General features: G+C 60.3%; 21 protein-coding genes, 1 tRNA gene and 1 pseudogene. 13 read left to right on the top strand and 10 right to left on the bottom strand.

Annotated features, from left to right (window positions below):
- Positions 1 to 289: 289 nt before the first annotated feature.
- The 7 genes from clpB to DLM45_RS09190 all read right to left on the bottom strand — a co-directional run bounded on the left by clpB (position 290) and on the right by DLM45_RS09190 (position 11,301).
- The gene (gene clpB / locus DLM45_RS09220) at positions 290 to 2,884 is read right to left on the bottom strand and encodes an ATP-dependent chaperone ClpB (RefSeq protein WP_181336841.1); all 2,595 of its coding nucleotides are present in this window, start codon (positions 2,882 to 2,884) and stop codon (positions 290 to 292) included.
- A 422-nt stretch (positions 2,885 to 3,306) separates the two neighbouring features.
- The gene (locus DLM45_RS09215) at positions 3,307 to 4,344 is read right to left on the bottom strand and encodes a DUF4167 domain-containing protein (RefSeq protein ID WP_181336840.1); all 1,038 of its coding nucleotides are present in this window, start codon (positions 4,342 to 4,344) and stop codon (positions 3,307 to 3,309) included.
- A 452-nt stretch (positions 4,345 to 4,796) separates the two neighbouring features.
- Positions 4,797 to 5,711 (bottom strand): peptide chain release factor N(5)-glutamine methyltransferase, encoded by a 915-nt coding sequence (gene prmC, locus DLM45_RS09210; RefSeq protein ID WP_181336839.1) that lies wholly within the window; start codon positions 5,709 to 5,711, stop codon positions 4,797 to 4,799.
- On the bottom strand, positions 5,708 to 6,787 hold the full coding sequence (gene prfA / locus DLM45_RS09205; protein WP_181336838.1) for a peptide chain release factor 1: 1,080 nt from the start codon (positions 6,785 to 6,787) through the stop codon (positions 5,708 to 5,710). Before prfA ends, prmC begins: the two co-directional genes overlap by 4 nt.
- A 62-nt stretch (positions 6,788 to 6,849) precedes the next feature.
- On the bottom strand, positions 6,850 to 7,590 hold the full coding sequence (locus DLM45_RS09200) for a helix-turn-helix domain-containing protein (RefSeq protein ID WP_181336837.1): 741 nt from the start codon (positions 7,588 to 7,590) through the stop codon (positions 6,850 to 6,852).
- A gap of 88 nt (positions 7,591 to 7,678) precedes the next feature.
- A complete protein-coding gene (gene ptsP, locus DLM45_RS09195) occupies positions 7,679 to 9,970 on the bottom strand; it encodes a phosphoenolpyruvate--protein phosphotransferase (protein WP_181336836.1) in 2,292 nt (763 codons plus the stop codon).
- A gap of 68 nt (positions 9,971 to 10,038) precedes the next feature.
- Positions 10,039 to 11,301, bottom strand: a complete 1,263-nt coding sequence (locus tag DLM45_RS09190) for an aspartate kinase (RefSeq protein WP_181336835.1) — start codon at positions 11,299 to 11,301, stop codon at positions 10,039 to 10,041.
- 200 nt (positions 11,302 to 11,501) lie between these two features.
- Here DLM45_RS09190 and ubiG point away from each other — a divergent pair, with 200 nt between their 5' ends.
- The 8 genes from ubiG (at position 11,502) to DLM45_RS09150 (ending at position 15,942) form a co-directional block, all read left to right on the top strand.
- Positions 11,502 to 12,278, top strand: a complete 777-nt coding sequence (gene ubiG, locus DLM45_RS09185; protein WP_181336834.1) for a bifunctional 2-polyprenyl-6-hydroxyphenol methylase/3-demethylubiquinol 3-O-methyltransferase UbiG — start codon at positions 11,502 to 11,504, stop codon at positions 12,276 to 12,278.
- A gap of 36 nt (positions 12,279 to 12,314) precedes the next feature.
- A complete protein-coding gene (locus DLM45_RS09180) occupies positions 12,315 to 12,974 on the top strand; it encodes a rhomboid family intramembrane serine protease (RefSeq protein ID WP_181336833.1) in 660 nt (219 codons plus the stop codon).
- Positions 12,975 to 13,071: 97 nt separating this feature from the next.
- Positions 13,072 to 13,148 (top strand) — tRNA-His (locus tag DLM45_RS09175).
- Between the two features lie 183 nt (positions 13,149 to 13,331).
- Entirely contained in the window at positions 13,332 to 13,712 is a 381-nt protein-coding gene (locus tag DLM45_RS09170; protein ID WP_181336832.1) for a hypothetical protein, read from the top strand.
- Positions 13,709 to 13,972: a DUF5985 family protein gene (locus tag DLM45_RS09165; RefSeq protein ID WP_343062275.1), complete on the top strand. Its 264-nt coding sequence runs from the start codon at positions 13,709 to 13,711 to the stop codon at positions 13,970 to 13,972. Before DLM45_RS09170 ends, DLM45_RS09165 begins: the two co-directional genes overlap by 4 nt.
- Positions 13,969 to 14,244 carry a DUF5985 family protein gene (locus tag DLM45_RS09160; RefSeq protein WP_210269821.1) on the top strand — a complete coding sequence of 92 codons (276 nt, stop codon included), beginning with the start codon at positions 13,969 to 13,971 and terminating at the stop codon, positions 14,242 to 14,244. The genes DLM45_RS09165 and DLM45_RS09160 overlap by 4 nt, the downstream gene beginning before the upstream one ends.
- Positions 14,245 to 14,378: 134 nt before the next feature.
- Positions 14,379 to 15,155, top strand: coding sequence for a sensor histidine kinase (locus DLM45_RS09155; RefSeq protein ID WP_181336831.1), 777 nt, complete (start codon positions 14,379 to 14,381; stop codon positions 15,153 to 15,155).
- A 262-nt stretch (positions 15,156 to 15,417) separates the two neighbouring features.
- The gene (locus tag DLM45_RS09150; protein ID WP_181336830.1) at positions 15,418 to 15,942 is read left to right on the top strand and encodes a hypothetical protein; all 525 of its coding nucleotides are present in this window, start codon (positions 15,418 to 15,420) and stop codon (positions 15,940 to 15,942) included.
- Between the two features lie 36 nt (positions 15,943 to 15,978).
- On the opposite strand, the gene glpD is transcribed toward DLM45_RS09150, so the two are convergent.
- From glpD to DLM45_RS09135, 3 genes are all read right to left on the bottom strand, one after another.
- Positions 15,979 to 17,475: a glycerol-3-phosphate dehydrogenase gene (gene glpD, locus DLM45_RS09145; RefSeq protein ID WP_181336829.1), complete on the bottom strand. Its 1,497-nt coding sequence runs from the start codon at positions 17,473 to 17,475 to the stop codon at positions 15,979 to 15,981.
- A 64-nt stretch (positions 17,476 to 17,539) separates the two neighbouring features.
- Complete coding sequence (locus DLM45_RS09140; RefSeq protein ID WP_181336828.1) at positions 17,540 to 19,462, bottom strand: sodium:solute symporter family transporter; 1,923 nt, start codon at positions 19,460 to 19,462, stop codon at positions 17,540 to 17,542.
- A 397-nt stretch (positions 19,463 to 19,859) separates the two neighbouring features.
- On the bottom strand, positions 19,860 to 20,369 hold the full coding sequence (locus DLM45_RS09135; protein ID WP_181336827.1) for a copper chaperone PCu(A)C: 510 nt from the start codon (positions 20,367 to 20,369) through the stop codon (positions 19,860 to 19,862).
- Between the two features lie 171 nt (positions 20,370 to 20,540).
- On the opposite strand from DLM45_RS09135, the gene coaBC reads away from it, so the two are divergent.
- From coaBC to DLM45_RS09110, 5 genes and pseudogenes are all read left to right on the top strand, one after another.
- Positions 20,541 to 21,779 (top strand): bifunctional phosphopantothenoylcysteine decarboxylase/phosphopantothenate--cysteine ligase CoaBC, encoded by a 1,239-nt coding sequence (gene coaBC / locus DLM45_RS09130; protein ID WP_181336826.1) that lies wholly within the window; start codon positions 20,541 to 20,543, stop codon positions 21,777 to 21,779.
- Positions 21,776 to 22,252: pseudogene (gene dut, locus DLM45_RS09125) on the top strand (dUTP diphosphatase); the annotation flags it as partial. The gene coaBC and the pseudogene dut, both read left to right, overlap by 4 nt.
- Positions 22,253 to 22,489: 237 nt before the next feature.
- The gene (cysK, locus tag DLM45_RS09120) at positions 22,490 to 23,491 is read left to right on the top strand and encodes a cysteine synthase A (RefSeq protein ID WP_181336824.1); all 1,002 of its coding nucleotides are present in this window, start codon (positions 22,490 to 22,492) and stop codon (positions 23,489 to 23,491) included.
- 19 nt (positions 23,492 to 23,510) lie between these two features.
- Positions 23,511 to 24,347 carry a HesA/MoeB/ThiF family protein gene (locus DLM45_RS09115; RefSeq protein WP_181336823.1) on the top strand — a complete coding sequence of 279 codons (837 nt, stop codon included), beginning with the start codon at positions 23,511 to 23,513 and terminating at the stop codon, positions 24,345 to 24,347.
- Positions 24,348 to 24,457: 110 nt separating this feature from the next.
- Positions 24,458 to 25,681, top strand: coding sequence for a site-2 protease family protein (locus DLM45_RS09110; protein ID WP_181336822.1), 1,224 nt, complete (start codon positions 24,458 to 24,460; stop codon positions 25,679 to 25,681).
- Positions 25,682 to 25,683 lie beyond the last annotated feature (2 nt).

Below are 25,683 nucleotides of genomic sequence, written 5' to 3'. Positions count from 1 at the left end.
ATGCCCGCGAAATACGCGAGGGACACGGGCAACGCCTTGATTATGTCTGCCGTCCGACTCGAAACTGCAAAGGCCTTGAATAGGCATCCCTACTGTACGAGTTGGGGCAAGACAAAGGCTTGCCCAGCCATTCGCACCCGCCCGGCCCAATTCGCGGGTTTCGGAAACTTATCTCGATTTGATTGAAAACGTTAGCGCCACCCATGCGCGGCATGTCGACGAAATAAGGCCACCCGCATACAGAATCGAAAGGGCGGCTCCTCCAAAAGAGAAACCGCCCTTCATTCAATTAAGCCGCGTTCTTCACCGGCCAGCCGTTGATCGTGAGATTGCCGTCACGGACAGAAATCTGCACCGTGTCGCCGTCCTTAACGCCACCCGCCAGGATCTGCTCGGCGAGCGGATCCTGAACGTACCGCTGGATCACGCGTTTCAAAGGACGCGCACCATACGCCGGATCATAACCGCGATTGGCGAGCCATTGCCGGGCCACGTCATCGAGCTCGATCTTGATTTTCCGTTCCGCAACCAACTTCTGCAGACGCGCGAGCTGGATATCGACGATCTTCGTCATCTCGCTCCGCTGCAGACGATGGAACAGAATGATGTCGTCGAGACGGTTCAAAAATTCCGGCCGGAACTTTGCCCGCACTTCCGCCATCACCTCATCGCGAACGGCTTCCGTATCTTCGCCTTCCTTCTGGTTGACGAGATACTCCGCACCGATGTTCGACGTCAGAATGACAATCGTGTTCTTGAAGTCGATCGTGCGTCCCTGACCGTCCGTCAGCCGCCCATCGTCGAGCACCTGAAGCAGAACGTTGAAGACATCGGGATGCGCCTTCTCGATCTCGTCGAACAGCACGATCTGATACGGCCGACGGCGAACCGCTTCCGTCAGCGCGCCACCTTCCTCATAGCCGACATAACCAGGCGGAGCACCGATCAGTCGCGCGACCGAGTGCTTCTCCATGTATTCGGACATATCGATACGGATCAGCGCCGTGTCGTCGTCGAACAAGAATCCGGCCAGCGCCTTCGTCAGCTCGGTCTTTCCGACGCCCGTCGGACCAAGGAACATGAACGAGCCGATTGGCCGGTTCGGATCCTGAAGCCCCGCGCGTGCGCGTCGCACCGCAGTCGAAACCGCGATAACCGCTTCCTTCTGCCCGATGACACGCTTGGAAAGCGCGTCCTCCATTTTGAGCAGCTTGTCGCGCTCGCCTTCGAGCATCTTGTCGACCGGCACGCCCGTCCAGCGCGACACGACGGCCGCGATCTGATCCGGCGTAACGGCCTCTTCGACCATCGCGCCTTTGCCTTCCTGCGACTCGATTGAAGAAATCTTCTTTTCGAGATCCGGAATGAGCCCATAGCGAAGCTCACCCGCACGCGCGAGATCACCCTTGCGCTGCGCCTGTTCAAGGGCGTTGCGCAACGTATCGAGCTCTTCCTTGAGCTTCTGCGCCGAACCGAGCTTCTTTTTCTCGCTCTCCCAGCGCGCCGTCATCGCCTGCGATTTTTCTTCGAGTTCAGCGATCGACTTTTCAAGCCGCCCCAGGCGATCCTTCGATGCCGCGTCCGTCTCCTTTTTCAAGGCTTCCCGCTCGATCATCATCTGCATGAGATCGCGATCGATCGCGTCGAGTTCCTCCGGCTTGGAGTCGACCTGCATCCGGAGACGCGAAGAGGCTTCGTCGACAAGGTCGATGGCCTTATCGGGAAGGAAGCGATCGGTGATGTAGCGGTTCGAAAGCGTCGCCGCCGCAACAAGCGCGCTATCGGTAATACGCACGCCGTGATGCAGCTCATACTTCTCCTTCAAGCCGCGCAGGATCGAAATCGTATCCTCCACGGTCGGCTCGTTGACGAAGATCGGCTGGAATCGCCGAGCAAGTGCCGCATCCTTTTCGATATGCTTGCGATACTCGTCGAGCGTCGTCGCGCCAACGCAGTGCAGTTCGCCACGGGCCAGCGCAGGCTTCAGCAGATTGCCCGCATCCATCGAGCCCTCGGACTTGCCAGCGCCGACGATCGTATGCAGCTCGTCGATGAACAGAATAACCCGCCCCTGTTCGGCTTCGACTTCCGACAGAACGGATTTCAAACGCTCTTCAAACTCGCCGCGATACTTCGCGCCAGCGATCAGCGCGCCCATGTCGAGAGACAGGAGCTTCTTATCCTTGAGGCTTTCCGGAACGTCGCCTTTGACGATGCGCAGCGCCAAGCCTTCGGCAATCGCTGTTTTACCGACGCCGGGCTCACCGATCAGCACGGGATTATTCTTGGTCCGGCGCGACAGAACCTGGATCGTCCGGCGAATTTCTTCGTCACGGCCGATAACCGGATCGAGCTTGCCGTTCGACGCTGCTTCCGTCAGGTCGCGCGAATACCGCTTCAACGCATCGTAAGCCTGCTCCGCCGACGCGGTGTCAGCCGTGCGGCCCTTGCGAATGTCGTTGATGGCCCCGTTGAGCTTCTCCGCGGTCACACCGGCATCGCACAACGCGCGTCCGGCATCCGTCGAAGTGTCGAGCGCCAGCGCCAGAAGCAACCGCTCTGCGGTTACGAATTTGTCGCTCGCCTTGTCCGCCAGCTTCTCCACGGCATCGAATAGCCGCGCGCTCTCCGGCGAGACATAAACGCCGCCAGATCCGCCCGTAACTTTTGGCTTCTTGCCAAGCGCGAGTTCGACGGCCGTCAGCGCCCGCCGCGCGTCGCCGCCCGCACGTCCGATCAACCCACTCGCCAATCCTTCGGGATCGTCGAGCAGAACTTTCAGAAGATGCTCAGGTGTAACTTGCTGGTGATTTTCTCTGAGAGCCAGAGATTGCGCCGACTGAATGAAACCTTTGGCGCGGTCCGTGTAACGTTCGAAATTCATACTTCACCTCCAGCCACGTCGTCCGCCCACTGGCGCGAAAGACATGCCATGCAATTTCAAATCGAGCGCGTCCATGACCCTAGAATAGGCATCATCGCCGTCACCCGTTAGCGATATAGGAGTCGGAGGCGCCGCGAAAAAGGGGAGAGGGCAAAGAAGAATGGCGAGCATTGAACGCAGGTCGCTAATCTAGTCCCGAACTCGTTAAACGAGTGCAAGAAGGATAGCTCGAAAGCCGCGATTAACCGCGTTTGGAGGCACCTCGCGCGGCACGCGCCAAGGGGCTGCCTGGGAGACAAGCCATGGCGTTCGCGCGCCTCCAACACGGCCACGCGTCGCCAAAAACAAAAAATTCGAAGAACTTAAGTCGCGACAGGCGCGCGCCAGGGTACCCTAGCGACACACCCATACTGCAGCCAGCATCAGTCGTCGTCGCTCGATGCCGGAGGTGGCGTCGGCGCGGCTTCGGCAGCGGGCTCTTCCCGGCGGCGGCGAACGGGCCGACGCAGGAATGCTGGCTGCTCCTGTTCGATAGAAGCAGGCGACGGAGCCGGTGCGCGTTCCGCACGCTCGGCGCGCTCCACACGTTCGGGACGTTCCGAACGCTCGGGACGTTCCGCACGTTCGACGCGTTCAGGACGCTCTGCGCGCTCGGCGCGTTCGATAGGCTGAGGCTGCGGTGCGGCATCGGCGGCAACGCGGCCACCCGATCCGTTCACATGCTCACGGTCTGAGCCGTTGCCGCCCTGATAGCGTTCGCGACGGCGGAAACCGCCCTCGCCCTGCTGCTCGCCACCGCCATTTCCATGCGGCCGACGATCTTCGCGATACCGGTTCTCGCCGCCCGAGCCGTTACGGTCGCCGCGGAAATCCTGCCGATCGCCCCGGTCACCGCGCTCGCCGCGGTCAAACCGCTGCCCGTCGTTTCGGTCATGGCGATTGTTGTTGAAACGCTCGCGCTGCTGATCGTGGCGCGGCTGCCGGTTCTCGTACCGGTTCTGATTTTGATTGTCGAAATTGCGCGGCTGCTGCGGAAATCCCTGCTGCTGCTCGCCACCGCCGTTCGCCTGCGGCTGAATACCGAATTCGTCGCCGTCCTCGTCGTACTCATCACCATCGGCGTCGTTCGGACCGGCCAGCGTATGCGTACGCGCCGCACCATTATTGCCCATGGGATCGATACCGCCACCCTGCTGGGCCATCTGCTCGCGATAACCGAGAATGATGCGGTTGTAGTGCTCGGCGTGCTGCAAATAATTCTCAGCCAACACCGGATCGCCCGAAGAGAGCGCGTCACGGGCCAGCGAAACGTACTTCTCTGCGATGTGAGAAGGTGTGCCGCGAATTTTTACGTCCGGCCCCGAACTCTCGAAGCTACGCATCAGCGGGTTTTGCGACTTGCGGTTGTTATTATTGTTGTTCCGACCGCGGCCACGGCGATTCTGCTGTCCTTGCCTCATGGGCTCCCGTTCACACTTGTTGATGTTTTGTTGCCGCCACGCGGCCATCTAGGATGTTCCGCGCCTGTGGTCCTTCGACCAACTTAAAAAGCCGCTTCCTAAAATCACCCACGCCCCACGAAGCACGCCTTACGAAGGCTACACCCGGAAACTCGCCCCGATCGCGTCCGGGCAGTGAATGATGCTCCAAGTCAGACGTCAGAACTCAATCGCCAAACCGTCTGCAAGGAGCGCCTTCTGCAGCAGATACGGCACCGAGCTCGCTTTGCCCGACACTCGCATTCAGCGGGATAAAACCCGCGAAACCTGCGCTGATGATCTGAGATAGGGTGGCCGGCATTTCGCGTCGCGTTGGCGACAAAGCCCGTTCCAAGCACACCCGATCAAACTCTTCAAGTTCTGATATTACCCCGGAAACTGAATTCCGCAAACACCAAAAAATGCACCTGCGTCTAAGGATGTATCTCCAAAGCAACAGCACGGATATGGCCGCCGAGATCGCGTTTCCAAGTTTTCACCCGCCACCCGCATTCGGAAAATATCCGTTCAATATCAGCGTCCTGGCCCGATCCAAATTCGACGATCAGACAACCCTGACGAAGCCGCGGAACGAGCCCGCGCGCAAACTCTCGATATATGTTGAGGCCGTCCCTCCCACCGTCAAGGGCCACAACGGGATCGAAATCTCGAACTTCCGCACCCAGCGTCGCGATGTCACCGGAGGGAATATAGGGAGGATTGGAAACGATGAGATCGAACGTCTCATCACGCCCATCGAGACCACTCGTCAAAACAAATGTGCAGCGATCGCTGACGCCAAGCCGCTCCGCATTTCGCTCGGCAACCGCGAGCGCCGGCGCGCTGACATCCGTCGCAATGCCTGTCGCAAGCGGAAGCTCGGCCAACAGCGTCCCGATCAGAATCCCTGAGCCGGTTCCGATATCGGCAATGCGCACAGGCCGCTCGATAAAGCCCGCCTCTGCGCAAAACGCCATCGCCAGGTCGACCACCGCTTCTGTATCTGGTCTGGGATCGAGCACGTCGGGCGTGACGACAAATTCTCGCCCATAAAATTCTCTGCTGCCGAGAATGCGCGAGATCGGTTCATGACGGAGTCGCCGATGCGCCGCGTCGACAAGCGCGGAAGCCTTGCCGCCAAGCGGACGCTCGGGAGCCGTCAGCAGCGAAGCACCATCAACGCCAAGAACGCCCTGCAGCAGAAACCGCGCATCCCGCTGCGCTGACGCCGCGTCCTCAATCCCGGCATCAACCAGCGCCCGGCTCATTTTGGATAGCGCCGTGGAGACGCTGTCGTCCGGTGAAAAGCTCAGCCCCTCCGCGCGCCCCGCACCGGTGGGGCCCGTCATGCCGCGCTCAAGTCCGCAAGCAGCGTCGCCTGGTGATCGGAGATCAGTGCATCGACCAAAGTATCGAGCGCCCCGCCGGTCATCACCTCTTCGAGGTTATAGAGCGTGAGATTGATCCGATGATCGGTCACGCGCCCCTGCGGAAAGTTGTACGTCCGAATGCGCTGCGAACGATCGCCCGACCCGACCTGAGACTTGCGCGCATCCGATCGCTCCGTCTCTGCGCGTTGCCGTTCGATCTCGAAAATGCGTGCCTTCAACACCGCCATCGCCAGCCGTCGGTTCTGATGCTGCGACTTCTCCGCTGAAACGACGACGATGCCTGTCGGCAAATGCGTCATACGCACGGCGCTATCCGTCTTGTTGACGTGCTGACCGCCCGCGCCGCTGGCCCGCATCGTATCGATGCGAATGTCCTCGGGCTTGATGTCGATGTCGATGTCTTCAGCTTCCGGCAACACCGCAACGGTGGCGGCCGACGTGTGAATGCGTCCGCTCGCTTCAGTGGCAGGCACACGCTGGACCCGGTGGACGCCCGACTCGAATTTCAGCCGCGCAAACACGCCCTCACCCGTCACCGAGGCAACGATTTCCCTGTAGCCGCCGAGGTCGTTCTCTGACGCTGAAATGATTTCCGTCTTCCAGCCGTGAAGATCGGCATAGCGTGTGTACATGCGGAAAAGATCGGCTGCGAACAGCGCCGCCTCATCGCCACCCGTTCCTGCGCGCACTTCGAGAATGGCGCTCTTTTCGTCCGCCGCATCCTTGGGCAACAGCGCGATCTGAAGCTTCTCTTCAAGAGCCTCGATTTGCTCGGCCAAGCTCGAACGCTCGGCATAGGCCAATTCGACCATCTCTTTTTCAGAGGCCGGATCACGAATGACCTGTTCGATATCCGCGCGTTCGGTCTCCGCCTTGCGCAGAGCTTCGATTTGCGCCGCAACCGGGCTCAGTTCCGCAAATTCCTTCGTCAGCTTGACGTAGGCGGCTTGCGAAACGCCATGATTGAGTTCGTCCTGGATCGCCATCCAGCGCTCGAACAGGCGGTCGAGTTTATCGCGCGGCAGTGCTGGCATGAGTGTTCGTTCGGATCCGTTGGGGCGTGCACGAATGCCGCCCGGCGTTGTTAGCGCCGCATCTAACCCGAACCGCTTCCGATCTGCAATTTGTCGACGCGTCGGGACCGGGGATCATCTGTCTCGATCCAGCGGAAACCATCGCGCACGGGCGCAAAGTGTTCCTGGAAATAGACGCTCGCGTGCCGCACCGCCGATCCGAACGGTTGCGAGACGTAATTGAGCACGGACCCGTGGAACAACAAAACCAGCAGAAGCGGCACCGAGAGCGCATAAAGCGCCCGCTGCGGCCGTTCGCGAATTTGGTGCATCGCGTCTCGCGGTATCAGCCGAGCCCCATTGGCGATCGCTGACCGCGCCCGCCCAAGAGGCCGCTCCGCCTGTGCCACATGGCCGCGACCACGCTCCCGAACGGGTTCGGGCTGCTCCTGCGGTGGCGGCGGCAAGAGTGACAGAAGATGACCGAGCGCCGTCAGCACCGGACGGGCGTCGATCCGCGCCATCGCCGCATAGGACATGATGATCTGAACCGTCTCAGGCCATGGCGGGAGGAATTCGACATCCCCCGTCTCGAGCGCTTCGATAACTTCGCTCGGCACACGAAGATAGTCGGCCGCTTGCGGCAGCGTCACACGCAGCGCGCGCCGCAAATCCACGAAGAACCGGGCGAGCATCGCCCGATCCTGCGCGATTTCCGCCTGTCTGGAAATATCGCTTGTAAAAGTTTCGCCACGGCCCTGCCTGACGTGCGCCCCTTGTGCACGTCCGCCGACCGAAGCGTTCCGCCCAACGCCCCTACGCATACATCATCCGGCAACACGCGCCGGCCCCTCAAGTCGAGGCTTATCTTGGTTAAAAATCAGTGATTGTCAAAGGGGATCTCGCCGACTCTCAGTCGTCGATCGCCACGTTCTCTGTTTCCGCGAATTGCTGCAAGGACATGCGCACGTCTTTCGCACCTTCCTTGAGAAGCTCTTCGACACAAAGCGCGGCTTTTTCCGCATCCAGCGAAAGGATCATCGTCTTGATCGGTCCGATCGCCGCGGGCGACATCGACAAAGATCGCAATCCGAGAGCGATCAACGTCATCGCCTCGAGAGTGCTGCCCGCCATCTCGCCGCAAAGCGTAACCGGCACCTTGTATTTCTTCGCCGTCTTGATGAGCGTCTTCAACGCACGCAATGGCCCCGGCGCCAAAACATCGAACCGGCTCGCGACGCGAGCATTCGTTCGGTCTGCCGCAAAAAGAAACTGCATCAGATCGTTCGAACCGACAGATACGAAATCCACCCGCGGCAAAAACGTATCGAGTTCGAACAGCAGCGCCGGAACTTCCAGCATCGCTCCAACGAGGATGTTCGTCGGCAGCTCATGCCCATGCTTCGTGAGAAACGCCTTCTCTCGATCAATCAGCGCGCGAATAGCCAGAAGCTCATAGCTCGCCGAGACCATCGGGATCATCACGCGAAGTTCGCGTCCGGCGGCCGCCTTCATCAACGCGCGCACCTGCAGCCGGAAGAGTTCCGGCCGGTCAAGCACCATGCGGATGGCGCGCCACCCCATGGCCGGGTTTTCTTCCTTCGGCTGTCTGAGATACGGCAGCACCTTGTCGCCGCCGATATCAAGCGTTCGGAATACGACGGGCTTTCCCCGCGCTTCCTCGATCACCGAGCGATAAACCTGCGCCTGCTTATCGAGCCGCGGGAAAGAGTCCGACATCATGAACTGCAGCTCGGTGCGATAGAGCCCGACGCCGTCCGCACCCGATTCCACGAGATGCGACATATCGACGATCAACCCGGCGTTCATCATCAGCGAGATGCGGATGCCGTCCTTCGTGACCGCCGGACGGTCGCGCAGAGACAGATAACGCCGCTGCTTCCGCGCCCGGAAGCGCACCTTGTCGGAATACGCCGAAACGACTTCGCTTGTGGGGCGCAGATGGACTTCGCCCGAAACGGCATCGACGATTGCCGCATCGCCCGCCGTAACGCGGTCAACGACACCCGCCGCCTGTCCAATCGCGGCGATGCCCAGCGCCTTCGCAACGACGGCCACATGGCTCTGGCTCGAACCGTCTTCGACGATCAGGCCTCGCAGGCGGCTGCGATCGTAATCCAGCAGCTCCGCAGGCCCCATCGTCCGCGCAACCAGAATTGCGTCCGACGGCAACCCGCCATCTTCCGAGCTTTTCTCGCGCCCGGCCAAAACCCGCAGCAACCGATCCGACAAATCATCAAGGTCGCGCTGGCGCTCGCGCCAATAGCTATCGTGTTGCCGCAGCATGCGCGTGCGCATCGCATTCTGCACACGCTCCACCGCCGCTTCCGCGGTTAAGCCGCCCTCGACTGCCTCGCGAAGCCTGCGATGCCAGCCCTTGTCGTGCGCAAACATGCGATAGGCTTCGAGCACATCGCGATGCTCGCCGACAGCCGCCAAATGCTCCTGCTCGAACATTGCATCGATGTTCGTCTGCAAACGGTCGAGCGCCACATCCAAACGCTCGACTTCGACGGCCGGATTGTCCGACAGAAGCTGCGTAACGACGATGCGCGGCTCATGCAGCACGACGTGGCCGAGCGCGATCCCGTCGGATAGCGGCTCACCCTCGATCACCGTCGGCTGCGAACGCGAAAACTCGAGCGCCGCGCCCGTTCCCGCCACCGCGCCGGAGACCAGATTTTCCGCGATCACCATCGCGGTCGCCTGCAGAACTTCGACGTCTTCGTCCGAGTATTCTTTTGTCGTGCGGTTTTGGATCACCAGCACGCCCAGCACTTGGCCTGCGCGCGAGATCGGAACAGCCAGCAGCGAGTGATAGATCTCTTCGCTCGTTTCCGGCCTGTAGGAAAACGCCGGATGGCTGGAAGCCTCCGGTTCGTTGACCGTTACGCCCAATTCCGAACAGCGACCGACGAGGCCCTCGCCGCGCTTCATCCGCGTGTTGTGCACGGCAGAGGGATTGAGGCCCTCCGTTGCGAAGAGCTCCAGCGAGCCATCCTGGCGTTTGAGATAGATGGAGCAGACTTCGGCAACCATCACGCCCGAAATCTGCCGGACGATACGATCGAGCTTCTCCTGCCCTTCGCCCCCGTCCGCCATGATTTCGCGCAGGCGGCGCATGATGAGGCGGAGCGACGTTTCGCTCGGCAGTGGTCTTGGATCGTCGCGCCTCGCTACCATCGGCAATCGCCCCCGCCGCCTCGGCGGTCAATCTTCCGGAATTTGAGACGCGGCCGGAGCGGTCGCGTCTAGTCGCTATCTAAGCCGTACGCCGTATGCAGCGTCCGAACAGCAAGTTCAGCATAGGCTGCATCAATCAATACACTGATTTTTATCTCGGAAGTCGAGATGGCGTGAATATTGATGCCCTTTTCGGCGAGAGTTTTGAACATCTGCGCCGCAACACCAGCATGACTGCGCATGCCGACGCCGATCACCGAAATCTTGACCACATCGGCCGAGCTTTTGATGTCGAAATGGCCGATGTCCGCCTTCGCGCGTTTCAGCACATCAAGCGCACGAGGAAGTTCGGTCGAGCGAACCGTGAACGTCATGTCGGTATGTTTACCGTCCGGCGTCACGTTCTGCACGATCATGTCGACGTTGATGCTCGCATCCGACAGCGGCCCGAAAATGCGCGCTGCGACGCCCGGCTTGTCATCAACCTTGAGAAGCGTGACCTTTGCTTCGTCCTTCGCATACGCGATACCGCTGACGACCTGCTGTTCCACGATCTCATCCTCGTCGCAAACGATGGTTCCAATATCTTCGCTATTTTCGATGCTGAACGCCTTCATGGCCTCAGGCGCCACGAAGCTCGAAAGCACGCGCGTCTTCATCTTGTAGACCATGGCAAGTTCGACGGAGCGCGTCTGCAGCACCTTCGAACCCAATGACGCCATTTCGAGCATTTCTTCGTACGAAACCTTGGCAAGCCGCCGAGCTTTCGGAACGATGCGCGGGTCCGTCGTATAGACGCCGTCCACATCGGTGTAGATGTCGCAAACGTCAGCTTCGAGCGCGACCGCAATCGCAACCGCGCTTGTGTCGGAGCCGCCCCGGCCGAGCGTCGCGACCCGATTGCTGTTGGGTTCGATACCCTGAAAGCCGGTGACGACGGCAACTTGGCCGCCCTCGATCGCAGCCTTGAATGCCGTCGCCGGAATGCCGGAGATCCGCGCATATCCATGCGCTTCGTTGGTCTCGATCGGAACCTGCCACCCGGTCCATGAACGTGCATCCACGCCCAGCGCCTGCAACGCGATGGCGAGCAAGCCCGCTGTCACCTGTTCGCCGGTAGCAACGACGGCGTCGTACTCGCGCATGTCATGCAGCGGCGACGCTTCCTGAACCCACGAAACAAGCTGATTGGTCACACCAGACATCGCCGAGACGATAACGGCGACTTTGTTCCCGGCATCGACCTCGCGTTTGACGTGGCGCGCGACATTTTGAATGCGCTCGACGTTGGCGACCGAAGTGCCGCCGAATTTCATTACGACCGTCGCCATCGTGTGGGCGCTTTCCGTCTCGCTGCAAGCTCTGCCCGGGCCCTGATATAGCCAGGACCGTCAGAGCATCCATAATTAGAGGAGTCCGCCGCTTCTTAGCGGCTCTCCCGCCCGCTCGCAACAGCCGAAACACGGGGCCCTGGGCGTGGCGCTTGACATTCACGCCCCTGGACTGACGAGTACCGGCGACGGAGCCAATCATGACCGCCGCCGAGCGCACATCAAACGAACAGCAACCGACCGACGCCACCCTCGATCCCGAGGAGGTGCGCCGATTCTCACGCCTTGCGACCGAATGGTGGGACCCAAACGGGAAATTCCGCCCGCTGCACCAGATCGGACCACCCCGCCTGGGATTCATTCGCAACGAAGCGATTGCCCATTTCGGCGGCGACCCCAAGGCTCTCCGCCCGCTCGCGGGCTTGACCGCACTGGATATCGGCTGCGGTGGCGGTCTCGTTGCTGAACCGCTGGCGCGAATGGGCGCAACTGTCACGGCCATCGACCCGTCCGAACGCAACATCGCCATCGCCAGCGGACACGCCCAAGGCCAGGGCCTCACAATCGATTACCGCGCCGTGCGCGTCGAAGACCTGGTTGTAGAGGGCACGAAATTCGATCTCGTCACCTGCCTCGAAGTCGTGGAGCACGTGCCCGACCCAAAGGCGTTCATTGCCGAATGTGCCGCACTTGTGAAGCCCGGTGGCCTCGCCGTGTTCTCAACCCTCAATCGAACATTCAAGTCGTGGGCGCTGGCGATCGTGGGGGCCGAATACGTTCTCGGATGGCTCCCGCGCGGAACGCATCAATGGGATCGCTTCATTCCGCCGGTCGATCTTGCAGGCTACGCCGAAACTGCGGGCCTTGAAGCGCCACGTTTCGAGGGCATCACCTACAATCCCTTGCAGGACGTCTGGTCACTCAACCCGTCGACGGATGTCAATTACCTGATGTCGGCGAAGAAGGCGCCAGCGTAACGGGCCGGGGTCTGAATACAAACGGGGGCAAGCAGAATGTTTCCGATCGGTGACGACGACAGCGAATTGAGAACCGTGCCCGTCATTACCTACGGGCTGATCGCACTCAATGTGCTGGTGTTCCTGCTGGAGCTCAATTTTGGCGACGACTTCGTCAATGAGTGGGCCTTCATACCCGCGCGCTTCGTTGACGACCCTATCGCCAATGCTCCGACAATTCTAACCGCCATGTTCATGCACGGCGGCTGGATGCACCTCATCGGCAACATGCTATATCTCTACATCTTCGGCGACAACGTCGAAGAATACTTCGGCCGCGTCCGCTACCTCTTATTTTATCTGCTGTCAGGCATCGCGGCGACGTTCGCGCAATTTTACTTCAACCCCGGATCGAGCATTCCGAACGTCGGCGCATCCGGCGCCATCGCTGGCGTCCTCGGCGCCTACATCCTGCTGTTCCCCCGGTCGCGCGTCAGCGTTTTCGTCATCCGCTTCATCGTGGAGATGCCCGCCATCGTCGTCATCGGCATGTGGCTCGTTCTGCAACTTTTCAGCGGCGTCGGCTCCATCGCCCGAACCGATGAAACCATGGATACCGGCGGCATCGCCTATATGGCGCACATCGGCGGCTTCGTCGCAGGCTTCGGATTGGCGTTTTTACTGCGTTCTCGCGATGGGCCGTCGCGAACCGCTTGATCGGGGCATAACGCGCTTGACCCACCGCCGGAGCTGTGGTGATAGCTCCCTCTGGAAATCGTTCAGATGCTGGTATACTCGCCCGCACGATACGAATGCCGCCTTAGCTCAGTTGGTTAGAGCGCCGGTTTGTGGAACCGGAGGTCCTCAGTTCAAGCCTGAGAGGCGGTACCATTCGAAGCCTGTCCGCCAACGTGCGCGCTTCTAGATACCCAGGCCTCGAACTGACATGGCGCCTCCGCGAAGGGTGATCCCTTTTGGTGGGGTTGCATCGACGGCATGTTCGGGCAAACTTAGACCCAATGCCAGCCATCCAAGCGCCGCCGCGCCACAGTCACCGGGAAGGACGTTGGACCATTGGCGGATGACGTAATTCCCGAGGATCTCCGTGACTTCATCCTCGGGCACATTGATTCGATCGCTCAACTCGAAGCTCTGCTGCTTTTGCGCAGGAATCCCCGAGAAAACTGGACGACGGCGAAAGCGGCCCAGCGCCTCTACGTGAGCGAAGCCGAAGCCGCGGGCGCTCTAGAACACCTGTGCGCCAAAGGCCTTCTGACCTGCAGCAATCAAATTTACAATTATGCCGGACAGTCTGAGGCCCAGCAGTCGATGGTTGATCGCCTCGCTGACACCTACACGCGCCATCTGATTCAAGTCACGAACCTCATTCACACCAAGCCGCGCCGACTGCGTGAATTCTCCGATGCCTTCAAACTGCGCAAGGAGCGTCCGTGATAGCTGCGATCACATACAGCCTGTGCGCGTTGACCGCGGCCGTCTGTGCCTACCTGCTTTTGCAGGCTTACCGCCGCGGCGGCTATCGGCTCCTGCTTTGGAGCGGACTCTGCTTCACATTCCTGACGATCAACAATCTGCTGCTCGTTTGCGATAAGCTGATCTTCCCGCAAATCGACTTCTCGCTTTGGCGAAACATGTCCCTGCTGATCGCTTTGGCAATTCTTCTCTATGGTCTGATTTGGGATACCGAATCATGAATGAGCTCAGCGCAGTTATGCTCGGCGCCGGCGCCACCGCATCCCTCGTCGCATCGCTATTCTTCCTGCGATTTTGGCGTCAATCGCGCGACAGTCTTTTTCTCTGGTTCTCCGTTTCGTTCGCAACCGACGCGTGCACACGCTTGATGCTGGGGCTCGGGCACATTGCCGACGAACAGCAACCGTTTTTCTATCTCGCCCGCCTCGCGACGTTCTGCTTCATCATCATCGCGATCGTTCAGAAGAATTGGCCCCGCCGCAACGGCTCTTGAAAAAGCGCCTTGCCGCGAATTCAGCGCCGTAACTCGCGCCAGGACGGTGGAAAATCGTCCTTTTTAATGCTGCGGCCCGCCCAAATCACTTACATCTCGAAAGTACAGTTGCCCCTCAAACCCGGCGTTCCGCAATGACGGCTGTCCTAAACCCCGCCACTGAAGTGTTGCAGGAATTGGCCCGGCGTATTCGCGAGGGGGACTTACGTTCAGCGATCGATGCTGGCCAGCTCGCGAAACTCGCTCACGAACTGAAAACGCCGCTGACTGCAATTGTCGCCGCTGCCGAAGTCATGCGCGACGAGCGGCTCGGCGCCATGGGAAACAGCCACTATCTCGGCTACGCGGCAGACATCCACGAAAGCGCAACCCACGCGCTTGACGTCATCGCCGCATTGCTTGCGGAAGGAAGCCGCCCCGCATCGGTATCGCCGCAACCGCGCAGCATCGATCTTGGTACGCTCGTCGAAAGGACGGTTTCGACGGTACGCGCATTGGCCGAATCGCGCGGCCTCGCGCTTGTCTTCGACCGGCCGCCGAACGAGACACACGTCGCAGCCGAACCGACCGCGCTCCGCCAAATTCTCCTCAACCTGTTGACGAACGCGATCAAGTTCACGCCACGCGGCGGCGAGGTTCGCGTAATTGTCGAAACCCATGCAGACGGACGAGCGCTGCTACAGGTGCGCGACACGGGTTGCGGAATGGATGGCGGCGACAGGGCAATCGCGCTCAATCTTCCCAGCTCCGAGCTTTGGCTCACCAGCAATGGAATCGGCCTGCCCCTCGTCGAACAGCTCATTGACGAAATGGGCGCTGAGTTCGCTTTGGACAGCACACCCTACGAAGGCACAACGGCCTCGATCACGTTCGCGTGCCCGCCGCGCGAGCCATCTAAAACGGCGCTGTAGGGCGAGATCAGCGACTGCAGCTACCCAATTGAAACTTATTAAAATTCTAATGTGAAGATCCTGCTTCGCAAACTGTTGACCACTCCATTGCGATCGCGGTAGCTCATTCAACGGCGCTCATTCGGCGCCCACGCCGATTGCGGCGTTAACCGATACCGGGGCCTTGAACCTCGCTTATTGGAGCTGAGAATGACTCGAACCTGCACCGCGCTTTCCCGCGTTGACGCCCGAAGTGACGCCGCCTCTCAGGAGGGTCGCTTCCATGGCTAATTCTCAACCGGCCACTCGCCGCGAAACATCTCGCCCATCCGCTGAAGTTGTACCGTTGCCCGCGAAGGCGCCGGAGCGCCTCGTCGGTATCGGTTTCCGTTGCTGGCTGGCTGGCCTCTCCACCGGCGACATCAAGTGCTGGGAAGATGCCTGGAACTCGTTCTCTGGCATTCTTGGTCCTGACCAGGCGAAGGCGCTGCTGCTCGATCTTTCGAAGTTCGTGCGCGCCGTAAAAGCCAACGCTCAGCGCGATATCGAAATCTCTCCCTCTGGCTGCCGCAGCTTCTGTCGCGACGAATGCCTCGCGATTTCAATTATCGCGGCTTGCCAGCATGACGAGCGTCAGGCTCTGACGGCTTCCGCCGCTGCTCTGATTGGCTCGGAAGATATCGGCGACACGCTCAACGGCGCACAAGCGCTTGCGGCGACGCTGAGACAAGCAAATCAAATGCTCTGCGCCGAGTCCGTTTGCCCGGCAACGTGCGGTCTACGCGCAAAGCGCCGCCGCCTGATGTAGTTGGCGGGCGCGGCAACGCGCCCAACACACTTCACTTCAATTGCGATCCAGATACGCCTGCACCTCTTCAGCCGTACGCATCCGAGCGTCGGACGAAAGATGCAGGCCCGTTTTCGTACGCCGCCAAAGAACGTCTTCGGCCTGCGTAGCCCATTCATCGGCCTTGAGATACGAAATCTCCCGAGCGGTCAGCCCGGCACCGAAGTCTGGTCCTAAGTCAGCAAACGATTGTGCGCCGTCGAGCACGCGCACACTGCGCGTTCCGTAGCGGCGTGCGAGCCGCGCAAGATAGGCCCGCTCGAAACCGCTATTCGCCGTCACGAACGTGTCGAACCAGCTATCGAATGTATCGCACTGCAAGTCTCCGCCCGGTAATGGCGTCGACGCCGTCGTGCTAGCGCGCGCGCTCGGGAAGTAACGAACGAGCATGTTCAGAACTGCTTCGGATAGCCGCCTGTATGTCGTGATCTTCCCGCCGATGACATGCACGACGGGCGCGCCAGCCTCATCTATCAGCTCCAAACGGTAGTCACGCGTAACAGACGACGCATCCGAACTGCCATCGTCATCAAGCGGACGCACACCGGCAAATCGCCAGACGATATCCGCCTCACAAAGGGGCACACGGAGAAACCGGTTTACCGCTGCAATCAGATACCGGTCTTCCTCGACGGTTGCCCGAGCGGCGTCAGGCTCGCCCGCAATCGCCTCCTCCGTCGTCCCGATAAGCGTGAATGACTCTTCAAACGGCATCATGAAAACAACGCGGCCGTCGTCGTTCTGCAATGTGTAAGCAGCCTCACCCGTGCCGATGCGCGGAACAACGATGTGACTGCCCTTCACCAATCGCAGCTTTTTGCGCTCACGCGCCGCAACCGGAAACAAGTGCGCAACGTCTTCGACCCAAGGTCCCGCTGCATTGACAACCGCACGCGCCGCCACGCGTCGGCTATCCGCTCCAAGCGTAACGATCCAGACGCCATTTTTCTGACTGAGCGCCCGAACCGGACAGCGCGTTTCGATACGTGCACCCGCTTCCCGCGCAGCAATTGCGTTGAGAACGACGAGCCGCGCATCATCAACCGAGCAATCCCAATAAGAAAATCCGTTCGTGAATTTATCGCTGAGGACCGAGCCAGCCGGATCGCACGCCAGCTTGATTGCACGCGAACCACCGAGCGCCTTTCGCGCCGCCAAATGATCGTAGAGAAACAGCCCCGCACGGATCACCGCCCGATGGCGCATACCGGGAACGTGAGGAAGAACGAAACGCAACGGACGAATAATATGCGGCGCTTTTTCTAAAAGGACCTCGCGCTCCGCGAGCGCTTTCCGCACCAGGCCGAATTCATTGTGTTCGAGATATCGCAGACCGCCGTGAATGAGTTTGGAGCTTGCCGACGACGTCGCGCCGCCGAGATCACGTGCCTCCGCAAGCAGTACACTCAGCCCGCGGGTTGCAGCATCCGCGGCGATGCCTGCACCGTTGATCCCGCCGCCGATTACAACCAGATCGAAGATGTCATCGGGCATGCGTCGCCACCGCTCCTATCGATCGGGTGGCAACAATAGGTGAATCGCGAAGCAACGCGAAGGCTTAGACCGGGTTTGAAGCCCGCCTCGGATCGCGCGCGAGCAGGCTTGCCAGAATTCCAGCTACGATGGCGGCCGGAACGGCAATGAGGACGATCGCGGCGGATCGCAATCCCCACCAATTCGCGATCGTGTACGCATGCTTCATCAGCGCATCGTTTGCCTTCGCCGCAGCCAGCGGATCGGCAGCCTGCAGAACCGCCGCTTCCAGATTGGCCAGTCGTTGCGCCGCCTCCGGCGCAGCGTCAGACCAGAAGCCAGCGACCTTGAAGAACTGAACCGGCATGAGTTCAACGCCAATCAGATAGAGCGCCGCGATGCCACCGCCGACGACCATGGCCGCGAGCGCGCCCGACCGATTCATATGCCGCCAATGAAGACCCATCACGACCGGCGCGAACAACCCGGCCGCCAGCAGCGCGAACCCCTGCGCCGCCAGAATTCCGCTGCTCGTCGTCGACACAGCCGCAACGATCGACGCAGAAATCACGACCAGCGCGCCGACCAGCAATGCGCGAAAATCAACATCGATCTCGTCGGCACTTCCGTTGACGCGGCTCTCCGCTTCGGCCGTCATCAACCCAGCCAACAGCGCGTTGCCCACAAGGAGCGACGCGAGAAGCGCCGCCAGCGCCATCGGCATCTGAAGGTAGGATGAAACTCCGCCGAGCATCGGCGCAGCACCCACAAATCCATCCGTCGCGACTGCAATATCCTGAAGCCGGAGGAAGCCGCGATGACCGGAGGCGCTGCCGCAAGCCGCAACGATATCCGCTGCAACGGACGTCGTCTTTCCGCAAATCTGAACCCAGCCGAGGCCGCTTGCATCCGCAAAGGATTGCGGCAAAGCGGCCGTTTCGATCGCCTTCCCCAGCGCGCTTTCGATCGCCGTGTGATCGTAGATCGCAAGAAGCGGCAAGCTAAGCCCGACGATTGCAACAATCACCAAAGTCGTCGCGCTTCGCCGCACCGCATCTCCGGGCCCCACAACCGATTGCGACAGGTGCCGGCCGAGGAGATATGGCGCCACCGCGAGGCCAAGCGCCACCGCGAGAAGCAGCCCGGCAAAGTTCTTCATCGGCAATTGCAGAAACGGTGATGCCATCGGCGTCAGCGATTTGACGTCCGACAGGCGATCGATGATGAGCGTTTGGCTGAGATTGGCGAGGTGCTCCAACGCCGCCCCAATGCCGAGATGAAGCAGGGGCGAACCTACCGCAACGGCAAGCCCAACGAACGAGAGCAAAAACCCAGCGAGTACAGTCAAAAATCCGAGGCCCGCGAGCCGTTTCACCGAAAGCACGCTGCCCAGCAGCCAGACACCGGCAACCGCAAGCGAGACGAGCGTGACCGCCGACATGTACGCGGTCCAGGTCACGCCCTGCAGCGCATAAGCGCCAGCCTTGATATCCGCCGCCAGAATAAGAACGGTCGCGGCAGCCATGAAAATGAGGGCGAGCTTTCTTGGCGCACCGCCGCCGTAGCGAACCGTGAAAAACCCGCTGATGGATCGAACTGGGTAAAGGACGAAACGGGGTGCCGCCAGAATGGCGAGAAGCGCCACGCCGCCGACGAGACCCAGTGGCAAAGCCAGCCCGTCATATCCAACGGCGGCGACGTACCCGGTATATCCGATGAGAACCGCCGCGCCGACGATCTCACCAGCAAACACAAGCGCAGGCCGAATGCCTTCGCCCTCTGGCTTTCCGCCTGCCAGCCGCGAGTACACCAGCACAAGCGCGACGAGCCCCAGCGCTGCACCTTGCGCGGTAATCCAATAGCCAACCGGAGCGCCACCGACGCGGAAGAGATTAAAACTGAGAGCAAGGAGCGGCAGCCCAACAACAAGAACCAGCCAGACCGCTACACTGATCAAGATCAACCGGCGCGACGGTCGACTCGCGCCGGAAATGTCCCCTTGCCCCATATCTTCCATTCCTCCCGCCGTAGGGGCGCTTTTCAGCGAGAAACGCGGTGCGATCAAGGCAAGGCGTTGTCTAACCACTGGGAGCTTAGGCGCGCCGGACGACGGACACTATGGAGAAAACCATGAAGCCATAGACCGCGACCTTGCTTGATCGCTCTACCGCAACCGTGACCCTTCCCCAGAAACACATTTGGGGTGGCACGACGAAGCGCACCACCCCAATTGTTTCGTCCCTAGACTTGGACCTTTATTTTTGTTTTTTGTCTGCTGGCGACCGGTCCGCCGTCACAAGCGCGGGCACCATGGACTATCGCGACTTATGCGTCAAGTCACCGCGCGACATAAAAAATTTGAGATTTTACGACATCCAATTGTCACTCAATCCCGGCGCAAGGCATCAGTGATCGTGGGTGTGTTGCGCCGTATCGCCGCTTCCCGGCTGACCCTTAAATCCATGCGGACCCATCGCCCCCATCGGCTCAACCGTTGCCTTTACAGAAACCGGTCCGGCTTTCTCAAAATTGAGCGTTAGGTCTACCGAATCGCCTTCCTTCAGCGGCTGTTTGAGATTGAACAGCATGATGTGATCACCCATCGGCTTGAGCATATGCGACGAGCCCGCCGCGATGTCTAGCCCCTCCAGGCGGCGCATCTTCATGACGCCATTGTCCATAATGTGCGTGTGAATTTCGACCCGTTCGGCAGCCGGCGACGACGCGCTTGTCAGCCTGTCCGACGTCGATGCGTCTGTCTTGATTTCGAGGAAAGCTGCACCGACATTTGCGCCTGTCGGCGTTGCCCTCACCCACGGGTGCGAGATCGTTACGCCTTTGCTCGACACCTCGTGAGCCGAGGCGGCGGCTGGGACAGCCAGCAAAAGACCGAAAGCTAGGACTAGTGCGCGCATAGAATTCCTCCTGCCAGCATGTTCGGAAAACTTACAGGTTATCTTCCTCCTAAGGCATGCGGCACGAGGCGCTTTCCTACGGGACCTGCCTTAATCGCGAGGCTCTTAACCTAACGAAAGCGGGATTTGTGCTAGGACTCTCGCGGCGCAATCGGCATCGGGTCTGAACTCTTGTCCTCCCCCAAACGCATTCTTCTCATCGTCTCGGGCGGCATCGCAGCCTACAAAGCCCTCGAACTGGTTCGGCGTCTGCAGGACCGCCGGTATCGGGTGCGCGTTGTCATGACCAAAGCCGCAACCGAATTCGTTACGCCGCTGTCGTTCTCCGCGCTGACGAACGACCGCGTCTTCACGGATCTTTTCGATCTCGATGACGAGCGCGAGATCGGCCATATCCGCCTCGCGCGCGACCATGACGCAATCGTTATTGCTCCGGCGACGGCTGACCTCATCGCGAAAATGGCAGGCGGCCACGCGAACGATCTCGCAACAGCCATCCTCCTCGCAACCGACAAGCCCGTCCTCGTCGCCCCGGCGATGAACCCGCACATGTGGCAGCACCAGGCGACGCGCCGCAACGTCGAACAGCTCAAGCGTGACGGCGTCCGCTTCATCGGTCCGGCAGAAGGCGAGATGGCCGAAAAAGGTGAAGCAGGCCCCGGCCGCCTTGTCGAAGTTCCTGAGCTTGTCGCCGCCATCGAGTCTCTGCTCTCAACGGCGAGCCCGATCGAACCGCAGTCTCTCGCGGGTCGGCACGTCATCGTGACAAGCGGACCGACGCACGAGCAGATCGATCCTGTCCGCTATCTTGCCAATCGCTCGTCTGGCAAACAGGGCTATGAACTTGCTACAGCCGCGGCACGGCTTGGCGCACGCGTTACGCTCGTCTCAGGGCCCGTCACGCTGGCGGATCCAGCGGGTGTCACCGTTGTCCGCGTTACGGAAGCCGCAGAGATGCAGCGCGCGGTTGAGGCGGCACTGCCCGCGGACATTGCAATATTTGCAGCCGCCGTCGCCGACTGGCGGATCGCCTCGCCGAGCACGGCAAAAATCAAAAAAAATGCGGACGCCGCGCCGCCGACACTCGTTCTCGCTGAGAACGCCGACATTCTGAAAGAAATCGCTCACCGCAAAACGAAGCGCCCTGCGCTCGTCATCGGCTTTGCCGCGGAAACGAACGACGTGCTTGAGCACGCCAAACGAAAATTGAAAACAAAAGGCGCCGATTGGATTGTTGCAAATGACGTCTCGCCCCAGACCGGCATCATGGGCGGTGATCGCAATACCGTACATCTACTCACGGGCGCCGGTATTGAAAGCTGGCCAGACATGAGCAAGGCCGACGTCGCCCGCCAGCTCATCGCAATGGCCGCTAAACACCTTGCAGCAAAGCGAGCTGCCGCCGAATGACACCACGTAAATCGCCGTCACGACGACGCGCTGCCATCGTCAATATCCTTCGACTTAAGCATGCCGAAGGCCTGCCGCTTCCCGCGTACCAAACCGCCGATGCCGCCGGATTCGATCTGCTCGCGGCATTGCCAGCGAAAGAACCCCTCGTCCTCGATCCCGGCAAGCGCGCGCTCATCCCCACCGGCCTGGCTTTCGAACTGCCGCCGGAGATGGAAGCACAAATACGTCCGCGCTCGGGCCTCGCCGCCAAATTCGGCATCACCGTCTTGAATAGCCCTGGCACGATCGATGCGGACTATCGTGGCGAAGTCGCTGTCATTCTCATCAATCTCGGCGAAGCTCCGTTTACGGTCGAACGCGGCGAGCGCATCGCGCAAATGATCGTCGCGCCGGTATCTCGCATCGCGCTTCGCGAACGTGCGATACTTTCGCCTACGAAACGCGGCGCAGGAGGATTTGGCTCGACTGGCACAGCCACCAGATCCTCTCCGGAACCGAAAAGAGAGAACGCAGTTTCAAAGCGAGCTCGAACATCGCAATCAAAATCCCGCATTGCACCCGCGCCGCGAAAGCGCAAAGGCAAAAAAGTGCAATAGTTATTGGAATTTATGCGGTCAGCGCCTCTTGAGGCGCGCACGTGAACCTGCCAAAAACAGGCTTGGCCTTCCATCGCACCGAAACCCTAAGAAGTGCACATCGAGACATCCATGACAAAAACTTCTGAGATAAAAACTCTCGCCGCCACAAGTACCTGGGGCCGCGGTCGAGTTTACGAGAACATCGCCGAAACCATCGGCCACACGCCGCTTGTGCGGCTCTCGCGCATCAAAGCTGCAGCGAACCTCAAAGCCGATATTCTTCTCAAACTGGAATTCTTCAATCCGCTGTCGTCGGTGAAGGATCGCATCGGCGTCGCGATGATCGACGTTCTCGAAGCTGAAGGGCGCATCAAGCCGGGTAAAACGGTTCTTGTCGAACCAACGTCTGGTAATACGGGCGTCGGCCTTGCGTTCGTCGCCGCTGCGCGCGGGTATCGGCTCATTCTCGTGATGCCCGAAACGATGTCGATCGAGCGCCGCAAAATTCTCACGCATCTCGGCGCAGAGCTGGAACTGACTCCGGGCGCGGGCGGCATGCCGTTCGCTTTGGAACGCGCCGCGGAAATCGCGAAATCGCTTCCGGACGCAGTCATTCCCTCACAGTTCGAAAATCCGGCCAACCCGCTCGTGCATGAATTGACCACGGGCGAGGAAATCTACAACGACACCGGCGGCAAGATTGATGCACTCGTTGTCGGCGTTGGCACGGGCGGCACGCTGACGGGCGTCGGCCGCGTTCTCAAAAAGCGCGTTCCGGGCGTGAAGATCATCGCCGTCGAACCGACGACGAGCGCGGTGATTTCCGGTCAGCCGAAGGGTCCGCACAAAATCCAGGGTCTGGGCGCGGGCTTCATCCCCAAGAACCTCGACACAGACTTGATCGACGAAGTCGTGACCGTCTCAAGCGAAACGGCATTCGAGGTTTCCCGCCAGGTTGCAAAGCTCGAAGGCATTCCGGGTGGCATATCCACCGGCGCCAACGTGGCGGCCGCAATTGCGATCGCCGAACGTCCCGAGTACGCCGGCAAAACCATCGTTACGGTTGCGCCGTCGTCCGCTGAGCGTTACTTTTCAAGTGAACTTTTTGTAGAACCGCCGGCCAAAACCTAGGGCCGAGTTTGAGGAGCCCATGGCGACACTCACTGCCGAGGAGGTGCAACGGTATAAGCGCCACCTCGCGCTGCGAGACGTCGGTGCTCCCGGGCAGCAAAAACTCAAGGCGGCTCGCGTCCTCGTCGTAGGCGCGGGCGGCCTTGGTTCCCCAGTCGCCATGTATCTCGCCGCGGCCGGCGTCGGCACCATCGGCATCATCGACGATGATCGCGTCGCAGTAGATAATCTGCAGCGCCAGATCGCCCACACTGTCAGCGATACGGGCCGGTTGAAGGTGGAAAGCGCGCAGGACGCAATCCATCGCATCAATCCGCTCGTAAAGGTCGAAACGTTCGCAGAGCGCCTCAACGCCGCGAATGCCATGAGTGTCATCCAGAGCTTCGACATCGTTGCGGACGGCTCCGACAACTTCGCGACGCGCTATCTTGTGGCTGACGCCTGCTACTTTGCGAAACGGCCATTGGCTTACGCGGCACTCGGATCGTTCGACGGTTACATCTCGCTCTTCAAGCCGCACGAGACGGATCCTTCCGGAACTCGCTACCCGACGCTCCGGTGTCTCTTCCCCGAACCGCCACCCGCGGGCCTTGTCGCAAATTGCTCGGAAGTCGGCGTGCTTGGCCCCATCGCCGGAGTCATCGGCACGCTTCAGGCGACGGAAGTTGTAAAGGAAATCCTTGGGCTGGGAGAAAGCCTCGCCGGACGCCTTTTGATCTACGACGGACTAGCGACCCGCTTCGAGACCGTGGGAATCGCCTGGGACCCCGAGAATCCTCTTTCAGGCGCGAATCCAACGATCTTCGATCTTTCCGCCCATCAGACCCCTGACGGCCGAACCTGCGCCGCTGAGTAGCCACGGCAAGAATCCCTATTTCGCTACCCGCCCTCCGCTGAATGCTCGATTTCGTGCGACGTTCAGTGCATATCTTTCGCCTCTACGCCTGAAATACCGCAGGAGCGTCTGTGCCGCCGCTGTTCGCGAATATCTGGTTCCTGCTGAAGGAATTGCTGCGCGTGCCAGTCGACATCCTCCTGGGCACGGCGAGGCGCAGCTACGTTGTCTCCGCATACGTCGCCGCGCCAAAAGACATTTGTTGGGACGTCATCTCCGCCCACAAGATCCGCCTTGAGGGCTCGCCGTCCGTAGAACTCGATACCGAGCCCGATGCATCCCGCCCAGGCGTGTACGTCGGCGTCTGCAAATTCGACGGCCGGTCCATTCCATTCGCCTACCAGATTGTAGACGAGCGCGATGGCGAAGCCCTGACGGTGCGGCTACTGACGGACGAATCCGACCCGATCTATCACCTCGGCGAAGATTACCTCGCCGCCGTCGCGCTCGTGGGCGATGAGCGGAACGCGATGATTACGAACACCTGCGAGCTGACGCACACGCGCTTCTTCACGCGGCTCATCATGCCGCTCACCGTGCTCCGCAACATCAGCGCTCTCAAGCGCACAGCCGAAGCCCGGGCGGGCACAAGCGAGGCCATAGGCGGTAAGCAGATCAAGAACGCATTGATCACCGGAGCACTCACCTTCGCGAGCTTTTTCGCTTTGTTCGGCGGTTCCATCGCAATCAGTCTTCTAATCGTCATTCTGCTCCACGAGATCGGCCACGTGATCGCCATGCGATGGGCGGGCATCACCGTTCGCGGAATCTATTTCTTGCCCTTCTTCGGTGGCGTCGCCGTTGGCGAAAGTGCTGGCTCAAACCAGCTGACGCGCGGCCTCGTCGCCCTGATGGGGCCGGGCTTCAGCATGCTACCGACCAGTGTTTTCCTGCTGCTCAGCCTGCAAAATGGCGACCCGACGCTCACAAACCTTGCGTTGATCAGCGCGCTTCTGAACGGCTTCAACCTTCTGCCGATCATGCCGTTAGACGGCGGCCGCGTGCTCGAAGCTCTGATGTCGCGGATCGGCAATGCAGCAGCGCGAGCCGTCCACGCCATAACGATGTCGGCAGGCATCGGGCTCGCTGCAGTCTTTGGGGATTATCTGCTGGTGGGGCTGCTTCTCATCATCGCGCCCTCAATCCTCAGAACGCCGGGAAACTCGGACACGGACTGCGCGCCGCTCAACCGCTCCGAGTTGGCGTGGCTCACGATAGCCTACATCGCAGTATTCGTATTCTACATCGCAGTGACGATGCAGATCTGGGCGGGAACACCGCTGCCCGCCGACTGATC

Origin of the sequence: Hyphomicrobium methylovorum, assembly GCF_013626205.1 — a bacterium.
In the GTDB taxonomy this organism is placed as follows: Bacteria; Pseudomonadota; Alphaproteobacteria; order Rhizobiales; family Hyphomicrobiaceae; genus Hyphomicrobium_B; species Hyphomicrobium_B methylovorum.
The sequence above is the reverse complement of the archived record's forward strand: the minus strand, read 5'-3'. Positions and strand labels throughout refer to the sequence as shown.

Bases quoted from the DNA above. Each gene is read 5' to 3' on its own strand.
- clpB (WP_181336841.1), bottom strand. From the start codon at position 2,884: ATGAATTTCGAACGTTACACGGACCGCGCCAAAGGTTTCATTCAGTCG.
- DLM45_RS09215 (WP_181336840.1), bottom strand. From the start codon at position 4,344: ATGAGGCAAGGACAGCAGAATCGCCGTGGCCGCGGTCGGAACAACAAT.
- prmC (WP_181336839.1), bottom strand. From the start codon at position 5,711: ATGACGGGCCCCACCGGTGCGGGGCGCGCGGAGGGGCTGAGCTTTTCA.
- prfA (WP_181336838.1), bottom strand. From the start codon at position 6,787: ATGCCAGCACTGCCGCGCGATAAACTCGACCGCCTGTTCGAGCGCTGG.
- DLM45_RS09200 (WP_181336837.1), bottom strand. From the start codon at position 7,590: ATGCGTAGGGGCGTTGGGCGGAACGCTTCGGTCGGCGGACGTGCACAA.
- ptsP (WP_181336836.1), bottom strand. From the start codon at position 9,970: ATGGTAGCGAGGCGCGACGATCCAAGACCACTGCCGAGCGAAACGTCG.
- DLM45_RS09190 (WP_181336835.1), bottom strand. From the start codon at position 11,301: ATGGCGACGGTCGTAATGAAATTCGGCGGCACTTCGGTCGCCAACGTC.
- ubiG (WP_181336834.1), top strand. From the start codon at position 11,502: ATGACCGCCGCCGAGCGCACATCAAACGAACAGCAACCGACCGACGCC.
- DLM45_RS09180 (WP_181336833.1), top strand. From the start codon at position 12,315: ATGTTTCCGATCGGTGACGACGACAGCGAATTGAGAACCGTGCCCGTC.
- DLM45_RS09160 (WP_210269821.1), top strand. From the start codon at position 13,969: ATGAATGAGCTCAGCGCAGTTATGCTCGGCGCCGGCGCCACCGCATCC.
- DLM45_RS09155 (WP_181336831.1), top strand. From the start codon at position 14,379: ATGACGGCTGTCCTAAACCCCGCCACTGAAGTGTTGCAGGAATTGGCC.
- DLM45_RS09150 (WP_181336830.1), top strand. From the start codon at position 15,418: ATGGCTAATTCTCAACCGGCCACTCGCCGCGAAACATCTCGCCCATCC.
- glpD (WP_181336829.1), bottom strand. From the start codon at position 17,475: ATGCCCGATGACATCTTCGATCTGGTTGTAATCGGCGGCGGGATCAAC.
- DLM45_RS09140 (WP_181336828.1), bottom strand. From the start codon at position 19,462: ATGGGGCAAGGGGACATTTCCGGCGCGAGTCGACCGTCGCGCCGGTTG.
- DLM45_RS09135 (WP_181336827.1), bottom strand. From the start codon at position 20,369: ATGCGCGCACTAGTCCTAGCTTTCGGTCTTTTGCTGGCTGTCCCAGCC.
- cysK (WP_181336824.1), top strand. From the start codon at position 22,490: ATGACAAAAACTTCTGAGATAAAAACTCTCGCCGCCACAAGTACCTGG.
- DLM45_RS09115 (WP_181336823.1), top strand. From the start codon at position 23,511: ATGGCGACACTCACTGCCGAGGAGGTGCAACGGTATAAGCGCCACCTC.